The sequence below is a fragment of the Pseudomonas sp. PAMC 25886 genome, from assembly GCF_000242655.1.
Taxonomy (GTDB): Bacteria; Pseudomonadota; Gammaproteobacteria; order Pseudomonadales; family Pseudomonadaceae; genus Aquipseudomonas.
Window position 1 is genome coordinate 42794 of the sequence record NZ_AHHC01000029.1, and the last position, 22437, is coordinate 65230.

At 62.2% G+C, this 22437-nt stretch carries 15 protein-coding genes; 11 read left to right on the forward strand and 4 right to left on the reverse strand.

Annotated elements, in window-relative coordinates; genetic code table 11:
• Positions 1-236 precede the first annotated feature (236 nt).
• The 3 genes from MUM_RS0109070 to MUM_RS0109080 form a co-directional block, all read right to left on the reverse strand.
• Positions 237-941, reverse strand: a complete 705-nt coding sequence (locus MUM_RS0109070) for an SPOR domain-containing protein (protein WP_010169192.1) — start codon at positions 939-941, stop codon at positions 237-239.
• Between the two features lies 1 nt (position 942).
• On the reverse strand, positions 943-2679 hold the full coding sequence (gene argS / locus MUM_RS0109075; protein WP_010169195.1) for an arginine--tRNA ligase: 1737 nt from the start codon (positions 2677-2679) through the stop codon (positions 943-945).
• A 215-nt stretch (positions 2680-2894) separates the two neighbouring features.
• On the reverse strand, positions 2895-5114 hold the full coding sequence (locus MUM_RS0109080; protein WP_010169196.1) for a primosomal protein N': 2220 nt from the start codon (positions 5112-5114) through the stop codon (positions 2895-2897).
• A 297-nt stretch (positions 5115-5411) separates the two neighbouring features.
• Between MUM_RS0109080 and rpmE the strand changes: the two genes are divergently transcribed.
• The 3 genes from rpmE to MUM_RS0109095 all read left to right on the forward strand — a co-directional run bounded on the left by rpmE (position 5412) and on the right by MUM_RS0109095 (position 7922).
• Positions 5412-5642 (forward strand): 50S ribosomal protein L31, encoded by a 231-nt coding sequence (rpmE, locus tag MUM_RS0109085; RefSeq protein WP_003209330.1) that lies wholly within the window; start codon positions 5412-5414, stop codon positions 5640-5642.
• 41 nt (positions 5643-5683) lie between these two features.
• Positions 5684-6472: a thermonuclease family protein gene (locus MUM_RS0109090; RefSeq protein WP_032881857.1), complete on the forward strand. Its 789-nt coding sequence runs from the start codon at positions 5684-5686 to the stop codon at positions 6470-6472.
• 181 nt (positions 6473-6653) lie between these two features.
• The gene (locus tag MUM_RS0109095) at positions 6654-7922 is read left to right on the forward strand and encodes a malic enzyme-like NAD(P)-binding protein (RefSeq protein ID WP_010169201.1); all 1269 of its coding nucleotides are present in this window, start codon (positions 6654-6656) and stop codon (positions 7920-7922) included.
• A gap of 71 nt (positions 7923-7993) precedes the next feature.
• Here MUM_RS0109095 and MUM_RS0109100 read toward each other — a convergent pair whose 3' ends face one another.
• Positions 7994-10450 carry a penicillin-binding protein 1A gene (locus MUM_RS0109100; protein ID WP_442962334.1) on the reverse strand — a complete coding sequence of 819 codons (2457 nt, stop codon included), beginning with the start codon at positions 10448-10450 and terminating at the stop codon, positions 7994-7996.
• Between the two features lie 220 nt (positions 10451-10670).
• Here MUM_RS0109100 and pilM point away from each other — a divergent pair, with 220 nt between their 5' ends.
• The 8 genes from pilM (at position 10671) to gltB (ending at position 22426) form a co-directional block, all read left to right on the forward strand.
• Positions 10671-11324 carry a type IV pilus biogenesis protein PilM gene (gene pilM / locus MUM_RS0109105; protein ID WP_010169204.1) on the forward strand — a complete coding sequence of 218 codons (654 nt, stop codon included), beginning with the start codon at positions 10671-10673 and terminating at the stop codon, positions 11322-11324.
• Positions 11324-11875 (forward strand): PilN domain-containing protein, encoded by a 552-nt coding sequence (locus tag MUM_RS0109110; protein ID WP_010169205.1) that lies wholly within the window; start codon positions 11324-11326, stop codon positions 11873-11875. The genes pilM and MUM_RS0109110 overlap by 1 nt, the downstream gene beginning before the upstream one ends.
• Positions 11872-12888, forward strand: a complete 1017-nt coding sequence (locus MUM_RS0109115; protein ID WP_029615818.1) for a pilus assembly protein PilP — start codon at positions 11872-11874, stop codon at positions 12886-12888. The genes MUM_RS0109110 and MUM_RS0109115 overlap by 4 nt, the downstream gene beginning before the upstream one ends.
• Before the next feature lie 69 nt (positions 12889-12957).
• On the forward strand, positions 12958-14295 hold the full coding sequence (locus tag MUM_RS0109120; RefSeq protein ID WP_010169207.1) for a type IV pilus secretin PilQ: 1338 nt from the start codon (positions 12958-12960) through the stop codon (positions 14293-14295).
• A gap of 4 nt (positions 14296-14299) precedes the next feature.
• The gene (gene aroK, locus MUM_RS0109125; RefSeq protein ID WP_003209345.1) at positions 14300-14818 is read left to right on the forward strand and encodes a shikimate kinase AroK; all 519 of its coding nucleotides are present in this window, start codon (positions 14300-14302) and stop codon (positions 14816-14818) included.
• Positions 14819-14965: 147 nt separating this feature from the next.
• Positions 14966-16066 carry a 3-dehydroquinate synthase gene (aroB, locus tag MUM_RS0109130; RefSeq protein WP_010169208.1) on the forward strand — a complete coding sequence of 367 codons (1101 nt, stop codon included), beginning with the start codon at positions 14966-14968 and terminating at the stop codon, positions 16064-16066.
• Between the two features lie 10 nt (positions 16067-16076).
• A complete protein-coding gene (locus MUM_RS0109135) occupies positions 16077-17630 on the forward strand; it encodes an SPOR domain-containing protein (protein WP_010169209.1) in 1554 nt (517 codons plus the stop codon).
• Between the two features lie 350 nt (positions 17631-17980).
• Positions 17981-22426, forward strand: coding sequence for a glutamate synthase large subunit (gene gltB / locus MUM_RS0109140; RefSeq protein WP_010169211.1), 4446 nt, complete (start codon positions 17981-17983; stop codon positions 22424-22426).
• Positions 22427-22437 lie beyond the last annotated feature (11 nt).

The window sequence follows — 22437 nt, forward strand, 5'->3', positions numbered from 1 at the left end:
GGAACTCATATGGGGGTGGCGGGGGGGATTTCAACTGTAGGACGTGTGGTGAGCTGGCCTGCCCCGCGCTGGGCTGCGCAGCAGCCCCAACAAGAGCACAGTATCTTTTCAGACGGGTGGTGTGGCCGGTTTTGGGGGCTGCTGCGCAGCCCAGCGCGGGGCAAGCCCGCTCACCACAGCAAGCCTGCTCACCACAGCAAGCCCGCTCCCACATTAACCCGATGCTGTTTCCGGAATCAGCGGCTTTGGCGTTGTTGTAACAACAGGTTGCTAAACCCTGCACCCGCCAGTTGTTTCTGGGCCACGGTCAGCTGTTCTCGGTTGCTGAACGGCCCCACCAGCACGCGATACCAGGTCGCATCCTTCACGGTGCCCGATTCAACCGTCACCGCTTGCCCCAGCAGAATAATCTGCGCACGTACACGGTCCGCATCTGCCTGTTTCGGGAACGAGCCCGCCTGCAGGAAGAACTTGGTCACCGGCGCCGCCTTGGTGGTGGCAACCGGTGGCGGTGGCGGCGGGGTAATCCCGGCCAACGCAGCCTGGGCCCGGGCAGTGTCGATTTTCGCCGCTTCCGCCGGCGTCACCGGTGTGGTTGGCACAGGCTGCGGCGTCGGCAGGGTTTTCTCCGGCACGGCATCCGGCGGCACGATCACTTCCGATTCCGGCAGCAGCGTGTAGAAGTCGTACTTCGGCTTCACCGGCGCTGTCGGGCTAGGGACGGTCTTGTTCGCCTCGGCCATTTTCGTGGCCTTCTGCTGCTCTTGCTTGACCCGTTTGACGTCATCGCCCTTGCCCGGGTCCAGCTTCATCAGGAACACCACAAACGCGCCGACCGTCAGGCCGATCGCCAGCCACATCCAGCCCGGGATAGGTTTCTTCGCCGGTGCCTGGTAGCGGCTGGCGCCGCGCTTGGGTGCAGGTTTTTTCTTGGCAGCCAACTTACATACGCTCCAGAGTTTCCAGGCCCAACAGCTCCAGGCCTTGCTTGAGGGTCCGTCCTGCCAGTGCGGCGAGGCGCAGGCGGCTCTGCTTTTGGGCTTCGTCGTCTGCGGTCAGGATCGGGCAGTTCTCGTAGAAGCTGGAGAACAAACCGGCGACTTCGTACAAATAGGTGCAAAGGATGTGCGGCGTGCCTTTTTCGCCGACGCTGTTCAGCACTTCGCCGAATTGCGCCAGCTTGGCGGCCAGTTCCTGCTCGTGCGGCGCTTCAAGGTTGATCTGCCCTTCCACTTCGCTGAAATCCTTGCCCAGCTTGCGGAACACACCGGCTACCCGGGTGTAGGCATACAGCAGGTAGGGCGCGGTGTTGCCTTCGAAGTTGAGCATCAATTCGAAGTTGAAGCTGTAGTCGCTGGTGCGGTGCTTGGACAGGTCGGCATATTTCACCGCGCCAATCCCCACCACGCGGGCGATATTGCGCAGGTCGGCTTCGGCCAGCTCCGGGTTCTTTTCCTTCACCAGGTTGTAGGCGCGGTCCTGGGCTTCGGTCAGCAGGTCGATCAGCTTCACGGTGCCGCCGTCACGGGTCTTGAACGGGCGGCCATCGGCGCCGTTCATGGTGCCGAAGCCCATGTGCTCCATCTGCATCGGGTGGGTCACGAAACCGGCGCGGCGCGCCACTTCGAACACTTGCTGGAAGTGCAGGGCCTGGCGCTGGTCAACGAAATACAGGGCGCGGTCGGCTTTCAGCACGCCGCTGCGGTAGCGCACGGCGGCCAGGTCGGTGGTGGCGTAGAGATAGCCGCCGTCGGCCTTGACGATGATCACCGGCAGCGGGTCGCCGTCGGCGGTCTTGAATTCTTCGAGGAACACGCACTGGGCGCCATTGCTCTCAACCAGCAGGCCCTTGGCCTTGAGGTCGTTGACCACGTTGATCAGGTCGTCGTTGTAGGCGCTTTCGCCCATCACGTCGGCCATGGTCAGTTTGACGTTGAGCAGCTCGTAGATTTCCTGGCAGTGGGACAGCGAGATCTCGCGGAAGCGGCCCCACAGCTCAAGGCATTCGGCATCGCCGGCTTGCAGCTTGACCACCAGGCCACGGGCGCGGTCGGCGAATTCTTCAGATTCGTCGAAACGCTTCTTGGCGGCGCGGTAGAAATTCTCCAGGTCCGACAGCTCGTTGCTGGTGATCGGGTTTTCCTGCAGGTACGCCATCAACATGCCGAACTGGGTGCCCCAGTCGCCCACGTGGTTCTGGCGGATCACGTCGTCGCCGAGGAACTCCAGGACCCGTGCCACGCCGTCGCCGATGATGGTGGAGCGCAAGTGGCCCACGTGCATTTCCTTGGCCAGGTTCGGTGCCGACAGGTCGATGGCTACGCGCTGTACCGGGCCGGCCTTGCGCACGCCGATTTTGGCGTCGGCCAGGGCCGCGTCCAGGCGCGAAGCCAGGGCCTGGGTGTTCTGGAAGAAGTTGATAAAGCCAGGGCCGGCGATTTCCGCCTTGGTGACCTGCGGGTCGGCCGGCAGCGCGGCGATGATTTTTTCCGCGAGGTCGCGTGGCTTCAGGCCGGCGGGCTTGGCCAGCATCATCGCAATGTTGCTGGCGAAATCACCGTGGGTCTTGTCACGGGTATTTTCCACCTGGATCGCCGGCGTCAGGCCTTCAGGCAACACACCTTCGTTGACGAGTTGGGTGAGGGCTTGTTGGATCAGCTGGCGAATGGTGTCTTTCATCGTGTTCTCTTTCGACCGCAAGCGGTGGCGCGCGATGCGCAGGTGGAAAAACTGGGCATTATCCGTGGCGCGGGCGGGCTTGCCAACCTTCGCTGGACCTTGACGGACGATTAACCTGTGGCGAGGGAGCTTGCTCCCGCTGGGCTGCGAAGCAGCCCCACACTTTTGGGAGCGCTTCGCACTCCAGCGGGAGCAAGCTCCCTCGCCACAGGGGGTTAGTACAAATCTACCGGGTCTACGTCCAGCGACCATCTCACTTGGCGACCGCTCGGCATTTGCTCCAGGGCAAGTAACCAGCTGCTTAATAAACGATGCAGCGGGGCACGGGCACTGGCTTGCAAGAGTAGCTGGGCGCGGTAGCGGCCGGCGCGGCGTTCCATTGGGGCGGGCACTGGGCCCAATAGCTCGATGCCGGTCAGACCCAGTTCCCCCAGCAAACGTTCAGCCTCGCTGCACGCTTCATCGAGGAAACCTTCGGCCTGTCCGGGCTTGTGCGCCTCGGCCCGCAGCAGCGCGAGGTGCGCAAACGGCGGTAAACCGGCGGAGCGGCGTTCGCTCAAGGCTTGTTCGGCGAAGGCAAAGTAGCCTTGTTCTGTCAGTTGAATCAGCAATGGATGGTCGGCCAGGTGCGTCTGGATGATCACCTTGCCCGGCTCTTCGGCCCGCCCGGCCCGGCCTGCGACCTGCACGATCAACTGGGCCATGCGCTCGCTGGCGCGAAAATCTCCGGAGAACAACCCGCCGTCGGCATCCAGGATCGACACCAGGGTCACCCGTGGGAAGTGATGCCCCTTGGCAAGCATCTGGGTGCCCACCAGGATGCACGGCTGGCCTTTCTGGATCGTGGCGAACAGCTGATTCATCGCGTCTTTGCGCGAGGTGCTGTCACGGTCGACCCGCAATACCGGGTAATCCGGGAACAGAATGCCCAAGCGCTCCTCGGCCCGCTCGGTGCCGGCACCCACCGGCCGCAAGTCCACTTTGCCGCACTGCGGGCAGTGACGCGGCACCCGTTCCACATGGCCGCAGTGATGGCAGCGCAGCTCGCCGGAGCGCTGGTGCACGGTCATCCGCGCATCGCAGCGATTGCACTCGGACATCCAGCCACAGTCATGGCACAGCAGCGTCGGCGCAAAACCCCGGCGGTTGAGGAACACCAGCACTTGCTGGCCCGCCGCGAGGGTTTGCCCGATGGCTTGTTGCATTGGCCCGGAAATGCCGCTGTCCAGCGGGCGACTTTTTACATCCAGGCGCAGGAAGCGTGGCTGCTTGGCACCGCCGGCCCGCTCGTTGAGGCGCAACAGGCCGTAGCGGCCGGTGTAGGCGTTGTGCAGGCTTTCCAGGGAGGGCGTGGCCGAACCCAGCACAATCGGGATGTTTTCCTGGCGGGCGCGCACCAGCGCGAGGTCGCGGGCGTGGTAGCGCAGGCCTTCCTGCTGTTTATAGGAGCCGTCGTGTTCTTCGTCGATGATGATCAGCCCGGGATTTTTCATCGGGGTGAACAGCGCCGAACGGGTGCCGATAATAATGTCGGCCTCGCCGTCCCGGGCGGCGAGCCAGGATTCCAGGCGCTCGCGGTCGTTGACCGCCGAGTGCACCAGGGCGATGCGCGCGTTGAAGCGCTGTTCGAAACGCGCCAGGGTTTGCGGGCCGAGGTTGATCTCGGGGATCAGCACCAGTGCCTGTTTGCCGGCCTCGAGGGTTTCGCGGATCAACTGCAAATAGACTTCGGTCTTGCCGCTGCCGGTCACGCCGGCCAGCAGGAACGCGTGGAAGCTGTCGAAACCGGCGCGAATCGCCTCGCAGGCGGCGCGTTGTTCCGGGTTGAGTGGCAGCTCGGGTTGGGCCAGCCAGTGTTCGTGGCGCTCACCGGGCGCGTGCTTGCGGATCTCCACTTGCACCAGGCCCTTGGCCAGCAGCAAGTCCAGGCTGTCCTTGCTCAGCATCAACTTGCTTAATAGCTGATGGGCGACGCCGTGGGGATGCTGGGCCAGCGTCGCCAGGGCTTCACGCTGGCGCGGCGCGCGGGCGATGCGCGGGTCGTCCATGCGCGCGCCCGGCACCATCGACCAGAAACGCTCCTGGCGCGCCTCGGCCAGTTCGCCCTGGCGCAACAGCACCGGCAGCGCCCAGCTCAAGGTGTCGCCGAGGCTGTGCTGGTAATACTGCGAGGTCCACAGGCACAGCTTGAACAGCGCGGGCGGCAGCGGGGCCGTGGTGTCGAGGATGGCCACGGCGGGCTTGAGCTTCTCGGCGGGCACTTCGCTGTGATCGGCGACCTCTACCAGGATGCCGATCATCTCCCGGCGGCCAAACGGCACCCGCACGCGCATGCCGGGCTGCAACTGCGACCGCAATACGCCGGCAGGTGCCCGGTAATCGAACAGGCGGCGCAGGGGCGAGGGCAGGGCGAGGCGCAAAATGGCGTCGGGCACGCGGGGGTTCTCATATGACGGGCGGCGAAGAAGGGCGGGAGCCTAGCAGACCAGCGGTGGATGTGGGAGCCGGGCTTGCCCGCGACAGTATTGACACGGTGCACCTGAGACACCGCGGCGCCTGCATCGCGGGCAAGCCCGGCTCCCACAGGGCCTTGTGTATACCGCGCTTTTCTGATGAAAGGGGCCGTAGTGCTTCTTGCGCGTTTAAAAAGGTCTGGTAGAATCCGCGGCCTAATTACGTGCGGTATTCAACAATAGTGTTGATTGGCGGCACGCTAGCCTGAGGAATACACCATGAAAGCCGATATCCATCCAAACTATGTTGCCATCGACGTTACCTGCAGCTGCGGTAACAAGTTCGAAACCCGTTCGACTTTCGGCAAAGCTCTGCCAATCGACGTGTGCAACGAGTGCCACCCGTTCTACACCGGCAAGCAGAAGACTCTGGATGTTGGCGGCCGTGTTGATCGCTTCAAGACCCGCTTCGGTGCTTTCGGCGCTAAAGCTGCTCCTAAAGCCGAGTAAGGCTGGTTCGCTTGGATGGCCTGTATGGCTTGTCCTCGCTGATGAAAAAGGCGTCCCTTGTGGGCGCCTTTTTTGTGTCTGCGATTTGGCTCGCGCCCGCCCAGGCCGAGGTGTTCTGCCCGGCGCCCTCGACCTTGGCCACGTTCGAGGTGCAACGGGTGGTGGATGGCGACACCGTGCGCCTCAAGGACGGCCGCAGCGTGCGCATGATCGGCGTCAATGCCCCGGAAACCGGCAAGAAGGGCCGCACTGACGAGCCTTTTGCCGTGGCTGCTCGCGAGCGGCTGCAAAGCCTGGTGGATGCGAGCAACGGGCGAGTGGGCGTGGTGCCCGGCCGGGAGAGCAAGGACCGGTACGGGCGCACGCTGGCCCATCTCTACGGCGCCAACGGGGCGAATCTGGAGGCGCAGTTGCTCGCCGAAGGCCTCGGTTTCCTGGTGGCGGTCGCGCCGAATGTGGAGCTGGTTACTTGCCAGCAGGCCGCCGAACGCAGCGCCCGGCAGGCCCGTTTGGGGGTGTGGCGCCAGTCACCCGTGGTCGATGCGGCGAAGATCCAGCGCTCGGGCTTTGCCGTGGTCAGTGGCCAGGTGAGCAGCATCGAGCGCAATCGCGGCGGAATCTGGATTGAGTTGCAGGACTCACTGGTATTACGCATTGCACCCAATCTTGCGGACCTGTTCGACAGCGCGTTGTTAAACGGTTTGCAGGGCCAGTCCATCGAGGCCCGAGGCTGGGTGCTGGACCGTTCCCGACGCGGCGGCCTGAAAAATGGCCAGGCGCGCTGGCTGTTGCCACTGACCGATCCCGGCATGCTTCAGCGGATGCCGTAAGAAAAAATTGTAGACATTTTTTCTTATGATTGTGAACAGTTGAGCCCTTGTATCCCGTGGCTCTTGGCCAAAAGTCGTAGGGCAGGGCCCTTGACACCTGTGACTGCCCAGTCTTGTGGGGACTTTGCGACACGCGTATCCTCGGCGGTCCGTCGACCAACAGTAAAAGCGGAATGCCGATATGTCTGATTTGAAAACTGCCGCTCTCGAATATCATGCCCATCCTCGTCCAGGAAAGCTGAGTGTAGAGCTCACCAAAGCCACTGCCACCGCCCGCGACCTGTCGCTGGCCTACAGCCCTGGCGTTGCCGAGCCCGTACGTGAAATCGCCCGCGATCCTGAACTGGCCTACAAGTACACCGGCAAAGGCAACCTGGTTGCAGTGATCTCTGATGGCACCGCGATCCTGGGCCTGGGTAACCTCGGCCCATTGGCTTCCAAGCCAGTCATGGAAGGTAAAGGCGTGCTGTTCAAGCGCTTCGCCGGCATTGACGTATTCGACATCGAAGTCGATTCCGAGAGCCCACAGGCTTTCATCGACACCGTAAAACGTATCTCCATTACGTTCGGTGGCATCAACCTGGAAGACATCAAGGCACCTGAGTGCTTCGAGATCGAAAAGGCCCTGATCGAACAGTGCGACATCCCGGTTTTCCACGATGACCAGCACGGCACCGCAATCGTTACGGCGGCCGGCATGATCAACGCCCTGGAAATCGCTGGCAAAACCCTCGGCGAAGCCAAGATCGTTTGCCTGGGCGCCGGCGCTGCAGCCATCTCCTGCATGAAGTTGCTGGTGAGCATGGGCGCCAAGCTGGAAAACATCTACATGGTCGACAGCAAGGGCGTCGTGCAGTCCGAGCGTACCGACCTGAACCAGTACAAGGCGATGTTCGCGCATCCGTCGTCCAAGCGTACCTTGGCTGACGCCCTCGACGGTGCAGACGTGTTCGTTGGCTTGTCCGGCCCGAACCTGCTGAGCGCCGAAGGCCTCAAGTCCATGGCGGCCAATCCGATCGTGTTCGCGTGCTCCAACCCGGACCCGGAGATCTCCCCGGAACTGGCCCACGCTACCCGTAGCGACGTGATCATGGCCACCGGCCGTTCGGACTACCCGAACCAGGTCAACAACGTACTGGGCTTCCCGTTCATCTTCCGTGGTGCCCTGGACGTTCGCGCCAAGCGCATCAACGAAGAAATGAAAGTGGCTGCCGCCAATGCCCTGCGTGAACTGGCCAAGCTGCCGGTGCCTCAGGAAGTGTGCGACGCCTACGGCGGCATCAAGCTGGAATTCGGTCGTGAGTACATCATCCCGAAACCAATGGATAAGCGCCTGATCACCCTGATCTCCGATGCCGTGGCCAAAGCCGCGATCGAGACCGGTGTGGCCACCCTGCCGTATCCGAAGCACTACCCGCTGCAAAGCGTGGATGATGTGTTCAACGGCTAAGCTGTTGTAACGCACCCACAAAAAAGCCCCGGCTCTAGCGAGTCGGGGCTTTTTTGTGGGTGGCGATTACGTCAGAACAAGTCGATCGGCGCCGCCTCATCCGCCGGCAGCGGGCTGCCCGGTGCAACACCGTTGCCCAGTTCGTTGACCGACGGTGGCGTGTCTTCGCTCTTGAACAGCTCGAAGTACGCATTTGGCGTGCTCGGTGCTGCCGCACGACCACTGACCGGGTCGATCCGCAGGCTGAGAATGCCTTCCGGCTCTGGCTGGGTATGCAGCGGCATATCCTTGAGCGCGGCGCCCATGTAGCTCATCCAGATCGGCAGTGCGACGGTACCGCCGAACTCGCGGCGCCCGAGGCTTTCCGGCTGGTCGTAACCGGTCCATACGGTGGTCACGTAATCGGCGTTGTAGCCCGAGAACCATGCATCTTTGGAGTCGTTGGTGGTACCGGTTTTACCGGCGATGTCAGCGCGGCCCAGGGCCAGTGCGCGACGGCCAGTACCCTTCTTGATCACGTCTTCCAGGATGCTGTTGAGGATGTAGGTGGTACGGCCATCCACCACACGCTCAGCCACGGCCGGCGCTTGTGGCGCGGCGGGTGCACCGGCGGCCGGGGCTTCGCCTGGCGTCGGTTCGATGGTGATACCGCCGTTGGTCGGTGCTGCCTGGCCGTCAGTGGCTGCGACGCCATTGACCACGTCGCCCGGAACCCGCGGCGGGTTGGCGGTGAACAGGGTTTCGCCGCTACGGCTTTCGATCTTGTCGATCAGGTACGGTGTGATCTTGTAGCCGCCGTTGGCAAAGGTGCTCCAGCCGGTGGCGATTTCCATCGGCGTCAGCGTGGCCGTACCCAGTGCCAGGGACAGGTTGGGCGGCAGGTCCGACTTGTTGAAGCCGAAGCGGGTGATGTAGTCGATGGTCTTGCCTACACCCATCGCTTGCAGCAGGCGGATCGACACCAGGTTACGCGACTTGTACAGCGCCTCGCGGATGCGGATCGGGCCAAGGAAGGTGTTGGTGTCGTTCTTCGGGCGCCAGACCTTGTCCAGGTACTCGTCGACAAACACGATCGGTGCATCGTTGACCAGGCTGGCGGCGGTGTAGCCGTTATCCAGTGCAGCGCTGTAGATGAACGGCTTGAAGCTCGAACCCGGCTGGCGCTTGGCTTGGGTGGCGCGGTTGTAGTTGCTCTGCTCGAAGGCAAAACCACCGACCAGGGCGCGGATTGCACCGTTCTGCGGGTCAAGCGATACCAGGGCGCCCTGCGCCACCGGCACCTGGCTGAATTTGAGGCTGTCGTCTTTCTGGCGCTGCACGCGGATCAGGTCACCGACCTGCGCCACGTCCGACGGCTGCTTGGGCATCGCGCCCATGCTGTTGGTGTTCAGGAACGGGCGAGCCCATTTCATGCTGTCCCACGACACATGCTCTTCGCCGGTGCGGGTCAGTACCTGCACGCCATCTTTCTTCACCTGGGTGACGATGGCGGGCTCAAGGCCGCTGATCGGGCGCTGTTTGCCCAGCTCGACGGTCCAGGCGCTCAGGGTCTTGCCCGGCAGGCGCGACTCAGGGCCGCGGTAACCGTGGCGCTGATCGTAGGCGACCAGGCCATCGTGCACCGACTTGTTGGCGATTTCCTGCAGGTTGCTCGGAATCGTCGTGGTCACGCGGAAACCTTCGGTGTACGCCTCGCTGCCGTAACGGCCGACCATCTCGGCACGGGCCATTTCGGCGATATACGGGGCATTCACTTCCGGCGTTGGTACGTGGTAGCTGGCGTTCAACGGCTCGGCCACGGCACTTTCGTACGCGGCCTGGTCGATCTTGCCCAGTTTGTACATGCGGCCCAGGATCCAGTCGCGACGCTCTTTACTGCGCGCCGGGTTGGCCAGCGGGTTGAAGCGTGAAGGCGCCTTTGGCAGGCCGGCAATCATCGCCATCTGCGCCAGGCTGGCGTCACGAATCGACTTGCCGTAGTAAACCTGGGAAGCCGCCTCGATGCCGTAGGCACGGTTGCCGAGGTAGATCTTGTTGACGTACAGCTCAAGGATCTCGTCCTTGGTCAGCTGACGTTCGATCTGCAACGCCAGGAGGATTTCCGTGGCCTTGCGGGAAAAGCTGCGTTCGCTGGTCAGGAAGAAGTTTTTCGCCACCTGCATGGTGATGGTGCTGCCACCGGACTGAATGTGTCCGCTTTTTACCAACTGCGTGGCGGCCCGCACCAGGCTGCTTGGGTCGACGCCATAGTGATTGGCGAAGTTATCGTCTTCAGCCGACAGCAGGGCGTTGATGAAATTGGGTGGAATGTCGGCGAAACGGATCGGGGTGCGGCGCATTTCGCCGAACTCCGCGATCAGTTTTTCATCGCTGCTGTAGACCCGCAAAGGAATCTGCAACTGGATACTTCTCAGGGCCTCTACGGAGGGCAAACCCGGACTAAGGTAGAGATAGGCCCCGCTGAGCACGAGCATCAGCCCGCAGACGATCGCGACAATGGAGTACCCGAAAAACTTCAGCAGACGAATCAAGGCTTTTGGATTTCCAAGGAAAAGAATGGGTTAGGCGTCGGGGCATGCACGGCAAGCGGTGGATCGACCCGGCCAGCAGATAAACGCGGGAAAAAACGCTGGGCATTAAAGCATTTTTCGGCTTCGGGCGTCATTCGCGCCGCTCGTACAAGCCGACCGAATGCATGAAGCCTGGCAACAATCAGTCCGTAAGACAGGGAAAGTTTTGGGGAGTTTTATGCGAAAGGGATTTTTCAGGCGAAAAGCCGATGCCGTGCTCGGCGTCGATATCAACGACGCCGGTGTCAGGTTGGTGGAGCTGGAGGTTTCAGGCGGCGGCTACAGCGTCCGGACCTATGCCATGCAGCAGTTGCCGGCCCATGCGGTGGTCGACAGCAGCGTGGTCGATTTTGATGCCGTCGCGCAGGCCCTTTCCCGGGCGCTGGCACAGGCCCATACATCACTCAGGCAGGCCGCCGTGGCGGTGGCCGGGGCGTCTGTGATTACCCGGGTGATCGAGATGGAGGCGGGACTCACGGAGGCTGAAATGACACGTCGAATCCACGTGGAAGCGGACCAGTACATTCCTTATCCGTTGGAAGATGTGGCCATCGACTTTCAGGTGCAAGGCCCGTCGGCCCATGACCCGCAGCGAATCGAGGTGCTGCTGGTTGCCTGCCTCAAGGAGCAGGTGGAGGCCCGTGAGGCGGTTTTGGCCCTGGCCGGGCTGGCGACGCGGATAGTGGATGTCGAAGCATTTGCATTGGCTCGCGCGGGCAGGCAGGCTTCGGACAGCATCACGCCGGGCCGTCGTGTCGATGGCGCGCGATGGGCCGTGGATGCCCAGGGAATGGGAGTGGCCTGTGGGTTGGCCCTGAGGAGTTTCGACTGATGACACGAATCAACCTGCTGCCTTGGCGCGCAGAACGGAATGAGCGGCGGCGCAAATACTTCCTGGTGTTCTTGTTGGGGGCTGCGGCTGTGGCCCTGGCTGCGGTATGGCTGGCAGACCAGGTGATCGATCGCGCGATTGACCGGCAAATGGCTCGCAACAGCCAGTTGAGCCAGGGTGTCACCGGGCTCGACTCCCGGATCAAGGCCATCGACGAGTTGCATGAACAGCGCCAGCAGTTGATGGAGCGGATGAAGGTCGTGCAGGGTTTGCAGGACGACCGTTCGAAGGGTGCCCAGTTGCTGGACCAGTTGGCCCGTGCCGTGCCGGACGGCGTGCAGTTGCGAGAGGTGAGCGTGGACGGTGGTGCTGTTTCGATCAGTGGCACTGCCGAGTCGAACCAGGACATTGCTCAGTTGATGCGTGGCCTTGAGGCCGCGGATGACTTGCAGGCGCCAAGGCTTCAACGGGTTCGGGGCGCGCAGGGCGGCGAGGACAACGGCTTTCAACTGACGGTGCGCCATGGTCATTCGGATGAGGTGCGCCAATGAGAGGGGCGTCAGGCTTGCCAAGGCTGACGGAACTTGAAATTGCCCAGCTCTACCGAAACGCCGCCAACTGGCCCCTGCCTGCCAAGGCGTTGCTGGGTGGCGCGGTTGTTTGCCTGCTGTGGATAGCGGGCAGCACCTTCTACTTGAGCGGGTCACGGGAGCAATTGCACCAGCTAGAGGTGCAGGAAGGGGGGCTTGAACAGCAGGTAGCGCTGAAGACCAGCCAGGCGGCGGGTCTGGAATCTCAGGCCCGCGCACTGGAAACGATGCAAGGCCGTTTCGCCAACCTGTTGCGGCAGTTGCCAGCCGATACCGAAGTGCCCGGCCTGCTTGAAGATATCAGCCGCCTGGGTGCCGCCAATGGCCTGGTACTGGAGGGCATCGAACTTCTGGATGAGCAGCCTCGGCCCCTCTATATCGAGCTGCCCATGCAGATTGGCGTCACCGGGGCTTTTCCTGATCTGGCGGCGTTCATCAACGGTGTGGCCGGCTTGCACCGGATTGTTACGGTGCATGACCTGGCGCTAAGCCACGCAAATCCCTCGTTGTTGCACCTCAGCCTGGTGGCCAAGACTTATCGCCACAACCAGCAGGCGGGTGATGACTTGCGCGAGTCATCGCAGGCTTTGGTCGAATCCGGTCCGCCGCCGCCAATTGCCTACGATTTTGCGTCCTTGCGTGATCCTTTCCAGTCGCCCTCTCGCCAGCGTGTGCGGCCCGTTGGGCGACCGGTAGCGGGCCCGGATCTCGCCCGGCCCCGAGGCGTGCTCGAAAGCCTCGCCGTGGAGCAGTTCGAGATGGTCGGCACCTTGTCCCTGGAGACGCAAACCTTCGCGCTGCTGCGTGGAGCCGCGTCTATCCATCGCCTGGCAATCGGCGATTACCTGGGCCCGGACCACGGGCGCATCACCGCGATTCATGACTCCCATGTCGAGCTGGCCGAGCTTTTCCCGGATGGCCAGGGCGCTTGGCTGGAACGCTCGCAAACCCTTGCCCTGAACGTAAACTCATAACGGAAACAAACAATGAAAAGGACTTTTTCGTCCTTCGGTGTGGCGCTATGGATAGCGTTCACGGCACCGATGGTCCTGGCTGTGCCCAATCGAATCGACCTGATTCACCTGCCGCCACCTGGCAACGTGCCCCTGAGCACCGCACGGGTTGCATTTACTGGCGACAAGCTGTCCCTCAATTTCCAGAACATCGAACTGCGTGCGGTGCTGCAGCAGATTGCCGATGTTGCCGGCCTCAATCTGGTGGCCAGCGATGAGGTGCAGGGTTCGATCACCTTGCGGCTCAAAGACGTACCGTGGGACCAGGCTCTGGACCTGGTGCTGCAAACCAAGGGGTTGGATAAGCGTGTGACGGCCAACGTGCTGCTGGTCGCGCCGGCCGAGGAGTTGGCCGCTCGGGAGTTGCTGGTGCTGGAGGCGCGCAAGCAAATGACTGAGCTGGCACCGCTGCGCCGCGAGTTGCTGCAGGTCAACTACGCCAAGGCGGCGGACCTGGCCAAGCTGTTCCAGTCGGCCGTGGGCCTGGAAGGTGAAACCGATGAGCGGGGCTCGGTGGCGGTGGATGACCGCACCAACAACATCATCGCCTACCAGACCCAGGAGCGCCTGGAGGAGCTGCGCCGGATAGTGGCGCAGCTGGATATACCGGTGCGGCAGGTGATGATCGAGGCGCGGATTGTCGAGGCCAACGTGGATTACGACAAAAGTCTCGGCGTGCGCTGGGGCGGGCAGGCCAACCGGGGGAACTGGGGCGCCGGCGGGATCAGGGCGCCGCTGGCTGACGGGGCCGAGCCGCCCGAAAGTCCGCCCAGCTCACCGTTTGTCGATCTGGGTACGGTCAATGGTAGCGCCGGCCTGGGTGTCGCCTTCATCACCGACAACCTGCTGCTGGACCTGGAACTGACTGCCATGGAAAAAACCGGCAACGGGGAAATTGTCTCGCAGCCCAAGGTGGTCACCTCCGACAAGGAAACCGCGCGAATCCTCAAGGGCACCGAGATTCCCTATCAGGAGTCCAGTTCTACCGGGGCCACCTCGGTGTCGTTCAAGGAGGCCTCGCTGTCGCTGGAGGTGACCCCGCAAATTACCCCGGATGGTTGGGTGATCATGGAGGTCAAGGTCACCAAGGATGAGCCCGACTACCTGAACAAGCTCAACGACGTGCCGCCGATCAAGAAAAACGAGGTCAACGCCAAGGTGTTGGTCAAGGACGGGGAGACCATCGTGATTGGCGGGGTTTTCTCCAATACTCAAAGCAGAGTGGTAGATAAAGTGCCATTTTTGGGCGATGTGCCGTATCTTGGCCGCCTTTTCCGGCGGGATGTGGTTTCGGAGAAAAAATCCGAGCTGCTGGTATTCCTGACTCCGCGTATTATGAATAACCAGGCGATTGCTGTGAGTCGTTGATTCTGTGCGAAATTTGATTCTTGTTGGACCGATGGGGGCTGGAAAAAGCACCATCGGCCGTTTGCTGGCCAAAGAGCTGCGCCTGCCATTCAAAGATTCCGACAAGGAAATTGAATTGCGCACGGGCGCCAATATCCCGTGGATCTTCGATAAGGAAGGCGAACTGGGCTTTCGCGACCGCGAGCAGGCGATGATTGCCGAGCTGTGCGGCTGCGATGGCGTGGTATTGGCCACCGGCGGCGGCGCGGTGATGCGCGATGAGAATCGCCGGGCGCTGCACGCCGGCGGTCGCGTGGTTTACCTGCATGCCTCTGTCGAGCAGCAGGTGGGCCGCACCGCTCGCGATCGCAATCGCCCGTTGTTGCGCACCGCCGACCCGGCGAAAACCCTGCGGGACCTGCTGACGCTGCGCGACCCGCTTTATCGGGAAATCGCCGATCTGGTGGTGGAAACCGATGAGCGGCCGCCACGAATGGTCGTTCTCGACATTCTTGAGCGCCTGGCGCAGTTGCCACCCCGTTAAAGCCAGAGCCGAAATGCGCTATTCTCGGCGGCGCGTCATGACCGTCCGAGTTGTGGCGTAGAGCCATCAGGCGGCGTCAGATCCCGACGTTGCCGACAACGTTAATGTAGGGCAATACGCCTGCTTTCATCTTCAACGCGGGGACACATGCAGACACTTAAGGTCGATCTTGGCGAGCGCAGCTACCCGATCCACATTGGCGAAGGTTTGTTGGACCTGCCCGAGTTGCTCGCACCGCATATTGCCGGGCGACAAGTGGCGATCATCTCCAACGAAACGGTCGCGCCGCTGTATCTTGAGCGTCTGAGTCGCAGCCTGGCGGCGTACTCGGTGATCTCGGTGGTGTTGCCTGACGGCGAGTCCTTCAAGACCTGGGAAACCCTGCAACTGATCTTCGATGGCCTGTTGACGGCCCGTCATGACCGGCGCACCACTGTGGTGGCGCTGGGCGGTGGGGTGATCGGCGACATGGCTGGCTTTGCGGCCGCCTGCTACCAGCGCGGCGTGGATTTTATCCAGGTGCCGACCACCCTGCTGTCCCAGGTCGATTCGTCGGTGGGTGGCAAGACCGGCATCAACCACCCGCTGGGCAAGAACATGGTCGGCGCGTTCTATCAGCCCAATGTGGTGCTGATCGACACCGCGACCCTCAATACCCTGCCGCCTCGCGAGTTGTCCGCAGGCCTGGCGGAAGTCATCAAGTACGGGCTGATCTGCGACGAGCCGTTCCTGACCTGGCTTGAAGAGCATGTCGACGCCCTGCGCGCCCTGGACCAGGTGGCACTGACCGAAGCGATTTCCCGCTCCTGCGCCGCCAAGGCACTGGTGGTGAATGCTGACGAGCGTGAGTCTGGCGTACGCGCTACCTTGAACCTCGGCCACACCTTCGGCCATGCGATCGAGACCCACATGGGCTATGGTGTGTGGTTGCATGGAGAGGCCGTAGCGGCTGGCACGGTAATGGCACTTGAGATGTCGCAGCGCCTGGGCTGGATCAGTGCCCAGGAGCGTGATCGCGGGATCCGCCTGTTCCAGCGCGCCGGGTTGCCGGTCATTCCTCCCGAGGAGATGACCGAGGCAGATTTTCTCGAACACATGGCAATAGACAAGAAAGTGATCGACGGTCGACTGCGACTGGTGCTGTTGCGCCGAATGGGCGAAGCGGTAGTGACCGACGATTATCCGAAAGAGATTTTACAGGCCACGCTGGGAGCGGATTACCGCGCCCTGGCCCAGCTTAAAGGTTAATAAGATCCCGATGACTAGTTTGCATGCCGACGAGGCGTTCCTCGGCCATTACCAGCTAAGCCACGACCCTTTTGCTCCACGGGTGCCTGGTTTCAAATTTTTCCCTGCGCAACGCAAGCCGGTGCTGGGGCAATTGCACCACCTGGCGCGCTACAGCCAGCTGTTGCTGGTGGTCACCGGGCCGCTGGGCAGCGGCAAGACCTTGCTGCGCCAGGCGCTGGTTGCCAGCACCAACAAGCAATCGGTGCAGAGCGTGGTGGTTTCCGCCCGTGGCGCCGGTGATGCGGCAGGTGTGTTGCGTCAGGTGGCCCAGGCCCTGGACGTGTCCACTGCCGAGCCGAACGCAATCCTCAAGCAAGTGGTGCAACTGGGCCTGACGGGCCAGGAAGTCTACCTGCTGGTGGACGACGCCGAGCAGCTCGACGAATCCGCCCTGGAGGCCTTGCTGGCCCTGGCGGCCGGTACGCCTGAAGGTCGCCCCCATGTGTTCCTGTTTGGCGAGTCTTCGCTGATTGCCGAGCTGGAGCAGATCAGCGGCGAGCAGGAGCTGTTCCACGTCATCGAACTGCAGCCATACGAAGAGGAAGAAACCCGCGAATACCTGGCCCAGCGGCTGGAAGGCGCAGGGCAGGGCATCGAACTTTTCTCTGCTTCGCAGATCTCTGATATTCACGAAAGCTCCGACGGCTGGCCTGGCACCATCAACCAGGTTGCCCGGGATGCAATGATCGAAGCCATGATTGCCAGCCGCTCAGCGGTTAAGCGTCCAAAGATGGGGTTTACTATGCCGAAGAAGCACGTATTGGCAATTTCTGCCGTTGTCGTGGTCGCTGTCGCCGCCGCCTGGTTGATTCCAGGTCGCAACAAGGCCCCGACCACCGCTGGCGCGCCAACCGAACAGGCGCAGTTGCCTCTGGGCAAGCCAACACCGAACGTTGAATTTGCCAACTCCGGCCAACCCACCAACCTGCCAATGGTTGGCCAGCCTGTGATGCGCGGCCCGCTGGCCGAGGCTGCGGGCGGTATCAGCGAAGGGGATGACGGCGTGCCGGTTGAAGGCTCCAGCGCCACGCCACCGACCGTCACCACCACTGCACCACCGGCTGGCGTGCCAGCGGGTCAACCGGCTGCCAAGCCTGCGCCTGCACCGGCCCAGGTTGCCACCGCCAAGCCAGCGCCGGTTGCCAAGCCTGTAGCCCCGGCGCCGGTGGCCAAACCGGCTCCAGCCGCCAAGCCTGCTGAAAAACCTGTGACCGTGGCCAAGGCCGGCGCCACCGGCAGCAGCTGGTACAGCAGCCAGCCTACCGGTAACTTCGTGGTGCAGATCCTCGGCACCAGCTCCGAAGCCAACGCCCAGGCGTTCGTGAAAGAGCAGGGCGGCGAGTACCGTTATTTCAAGAAAGTACTCAACGGCAAGCCTCTCTACGTGATCACGTACGGCAACTTCTCCAGCCGTACCGCAGCGGAATCCGCTATCAAGGCCTTGCCAGCGAAGGTTCAGGCTGGTAAACCTTGGCCTCGCACTGTCGCCAGCGTTCAACAAGAACTGGCAACAACTCGCTGAAGATCCGGCGGCCTTACCCAGGCCGCCCTCTCGGCACCTCAAAAAAAACAACACAGCGTGCAGCCCTGAAGGCCGCGCGCTTTGTGGTGTCTGCGTCACAGTAGCTTTTGAGTCGTAGCGGTCAGAATTAAAAAAGTTTTGACTAGCACAGCATATCGCTTTAAACCTTTCATAAATGCGACATAGATTTGCGACATTTCGTCGCTAAATTTGTGAGCGTCTGTGTCGGTGTGTACAATGACCTCCCTTTTGCCCCCGCTAAGCCGGCGTACGTTCGGCGTGGAAGGTAACCGGTTGAATTGAAAAGAAATTTGCCTCGAAATAAGAGGCAGCCTGGTGAGAAAGTGTCTATGAAAGCAGGTCTGTACCAACCCGATGAATTCAAGGATAACTGCGGTTTCGGCCTGATAGCCCATATGCAGGGCGAGCCCAGTCATACCCTTTTGCAAACGGCCATCGAGGCCCTGACCTGCATGACCCACCGCGGTGGGATCAACGCCGACGGCAAGACCGGTGACGGTTGCGGCTTGCTGATTCAAAAGCCCGACCAGTTCCTGCGCGCTGTCGCCAAGGAGCATTTCGGCACCGATTTGCCCAAGCAATACGCCGTGGGCATGGTGTTCTTCAACCAGGACCCGGTAAAAGCCGAAGCCGCTCGCGAGAACATGAACCGCGAGATCCTGGCCGCCGGCCTGCAGCTCGTCGGCTGGCGCAAAGTGCCAATCGACACCAGCGTACTCGGCCGCCTGGCCCTGGAGCGCCTGCCGCAGATCGAACAAGTGTTCATCGCTGGCGACGGCCTGAGCGACCAGGACATGGCGATCAAGCTGTTCACCTCGCGTCGTCGCTCGTCCGTGGCCAACGCCGCTGACACCGACCACTACATCTGCAGCTTTTCCCACAAGACCATCATTTATAAAGGCCTGATGATGCCGGCGGATTTGACCGCCTTCTATCCAGACCTGAGCGATGAGCGCCTGCAAACCGCAATCTGCGTGTTCCACCAGCGCTTCTCCACCAACACCCTGCCGAAATGGCCGCTGGCCCAGCCATTCCGCTTCCTCGCCCACAACGGCGAGATCAACACCATCACCGGCAACCGCAACTGGGCTGTGGCCCGTCGCACCAAGTTCGCCAACGACCTGATGGACCTGGAAGAGCTCGGCCCGCTGGTCAACCGCGTGGGTTCCGACTCCTCCAGCATGGACAACATGCTCGAACTGATGGTCACCGGCGGCATCGACCTGTTCCGTGGCGTGCGCATGATCATTCCGCCTGCGTGGCAGAACGTCGAGACCATGGACCCCGACCTGCGGGCGTTCTATGAGTACAACTCGATGCACATGGAACCGTGGGACGGCCCGGCCGGCGTGGTAATGACCGACGGTCGCTATGCCGTCTGCCTGCTCGACCGTAACGGCCTGCGCCCGGCGCGTTGGGTGACCACCACCAACGGCTTCATCACCCTGGCGTCGGAAATCGGCGTGTGGAACTACCAGCCGGAAGACGTGATCGCCAAGGGCCGCGTCGGCCCGGGCCAGATCCTCGCCGTGGACACCGAAACCGGCCAGATCCTCGACACCGATGCGATCGACAACCGCCTGAAGTCCCGTCACCCGTACAAGCAATGGCTGCGCAAGAACGCCCTGCGCATCCAGGCGACCATGGAAGACAACGACCACGGTTCGGCTTTCTACGACGTCGACCAGCTCAAGCAGTACATGAAGATGTACCAGGTCACTTTCGAAGAACGTGACCAGGTGCTGCGTCCATTGGGCGAGCAGGGCTACGAGGCCGTCGGCTCCATGGGCGATGACACGCCAATGGCCGTGCTGTCCCAGCGCGTGCGTACGCCGTACGACTACTTCCGCCAGCAGTTCGCCCAGGTGACTAACCCGCCGATCGACCCGCTGCGTGAAGCCATCGTGATGTCGCTGGAAGTGTGCCTCGGTGCCGAGCGCAACATCTTCCAGGAATCGCCTGAGCACGCTTCCCGCGTGATCCTCAGCTCGCCGGTCATTTCCCCGGCCAAGTGGCGTTCGTTGATGACCCTGGACCGCCCGGGCTTCGACCGGCAGATCATCGACCTGAACTACGACGAGAGCCTCGGCCTGGAAGCCGCTGTGCGCAACGTTGCCGATCAGGCTGAAGAAGCCGTGCGCGCCGGTCGTACCCAGATCGTGCTGACCGACCGCCACATTGCCCCGGGCAAGCTGCCGATCCACGCATCCCTGGCTACCGGTGCGGTGCACCACCGCCTGACCGAAAAAGGCCTGCGTTGCGACTCCAACATCCTGGTTGAAACCGCCACCGCCCGCGACCCGCATCACTTTGCGGTGTTGATCGGCTTCGGCGCCTCCGCGGTGTACCCGTTCCTGGCGTACGAGGTACTCGGCGACCTGATCCGCACCGGTGAAGTCCTGGGCGACCTCTACGAGGTGTTCAAGAACTACCGTAAAGGCATCACCAAGGGCCTGCTGAAGATCCTGTCGAAGATGGGCATCTCTACCGTCACGTCCTACCGCGGCGCTCAATTGTTCGAAGCCATCGGCCTGTCGGAAGAAGTCTGCGAGATGAGCTTCCGTGGTGTGCCGAGCCGTATCAAGGGCGCACGTTTCGTCGACATCGAAGCCGAGCAGAAAGCCCTGGCAGCCGAAGCCTGGAGCGCGCGCAAGCCGATCCAGCAAGGCGGCCTGCTGAAGTTCGTGCACGGTGGCGAATACCACGCCTACAACCCGGACGTGGTCAACACCCTGCAAGCTGCCGTACAGCAGGGCGACTACGCCAAGTTCAAGGAATACACCGCGCTGGTGGATAACCGCCCGGTGTCGATGATCCGCGACCTGTTCAAGGTGAAAACCCTGGACACGCCGTTGGCCATCAGCGAGATCGAACCACTGGAGTCGATCCTCAAGCGTTTCGACTCCGCCGGTATTTCCCTGGGCGCCTTGTCGCCTGAGGCTCACGAAGCCCTGGCCGAAGCCATGAACCGCCTGGGTGCGCGTTCTAACTCCGGCGAAGGCGGTGAAGACCCGGCGCGTTACGGCACCATCAAGAGCTCGAAAATCAAACAGGTCGCCACGGGCCGTTTCGGCGTGACCCCGGAATACCTGGTCAACGCCGAAGTGCTGCAGATCAAGGTGGCCCAGGGCGCCAAGCCGGGTGAAGGCGGGCAACTGCCTGGCGGCAAGGTCAACGGTCTGATCGCCAAACTGCGTTACGCAGTGCCGGGCGTGACCCTGATTTCGCCGCCGCCGCACCACGACATCTACTCCATCGAGGATTTGTCGCAGCTGATTTTCGACCTGAAACAAGTCAACCCGCAGGCGCTGGTCTCGGTGAAACTGGTAGCAGAAGCCGGCGTGGGCACCATCGCCGCCGGTGTGGCCAAGGCCTATGCCGACCTGATCACCATCTCCGGCTACGACGGCGGCACCGGCGCTTCGCCGCTGACCTCCATCAAGTACGCTGGCGCGCCTTGGGAACTGGGCCTGGCGGAAACTCACCAGACCCTGCGCGGCAACGACCTGCGCGGCAAGGTCCGGGTGCAAACCGACGGTGGCCTGAAAACCGGCCTCGACGTGATCAAGGCCGCGATCCTCGGCGCCGAAAGCTTCGGCTTCGGCACCGCGCCAATGATCGCCCTGGGCTGCAAATACCTGCGCATCTGCCACCTGAACAACTGCGCCACCGGCGTGGCCACTCAGAACGAGAAGCTGCGCAAGGACCACTACATCGGCACCGTCGACATGGTGGTGAATTTCTTCACCTACGTCGCCGAAGAAACCCGTGAGTGGCTGGCCAAGCTGGGTGTGCGCTCCCTGGAAGAGCTGATCGGCCGTACCGATCTGCTGGACATCCTCGAAGGCCAGACCGCCAAGCAGCAGCACCTGGACCTGACGCCGCTGTTGGGCAGCGATCACATCCCGGCCGACAAGCCACAGTTCTGCCAGGTTGACCGCAACCCGCCGTTCGACAAGGGCCTGCTGGCCGAGAAGATGGTCGACATGGCCAGCTCCTCGATCAACGACGCGAGCGGCGGCGAATTCGCCCTGGATATCTGCAACTGCGACCGTTCCATCGGCGCACGCATCTCCGGCGAAATCGCACGCAAGCACGGTAACCAGGGCATGGCCAAGGCGCCGATCACCTTCCGCTTCAAGGGCACCGCTGGCCAGAGCTTCGGCGTCTGGAACGCCGGTGGCCTGAACATGTACCTCGAAGGCGACGCCAACGACTACGTGGGCAAGGGCATGACCGGCGGCAAGCTGGTGATCGTTCCGCCTGCGGGCAGCGTCTACAAGACTCAAGACAGTGCGATCATCGGCAACACCTGCCTGTACGGCGCAACCGGCGGCAAGCTGTTTGCAGCCGGTACGGCGGGTGAGCGTTTCGCGGTGCGTAACTCCGGTGCCCACACCGTGGTGGAAGGCACCGGCGATCACTGCTGCGAGTACATGACCGGTGGCTTTGTCGCGGTGCTGGGCAAGACCGGCTACAACTTCGGTTCGGGCATGACCGGCGGTTTCGCCTACGTGCTCGACCAGGACAACACCTTCGTCGACAAGGTGAACCACGAGTTGGTGGAGATCCAGCGGATCAGCGGCGAAGCGATGGAATCCTATCGCAACCACTTGCAGCATGTGCTGGACGAATATGTCGAGGAAACCAACAGCGAATGGGGTCGTAACCTCGCTGAAAACCTCGATGACTACCTGCGCCGTTTCTGGCTGGTCAAGCCCAAGGCTGCCAACCTGAAATCGTTGCTTTCCAGCATCCGTGCCAACCCGCAGTGATATGCGCCTGA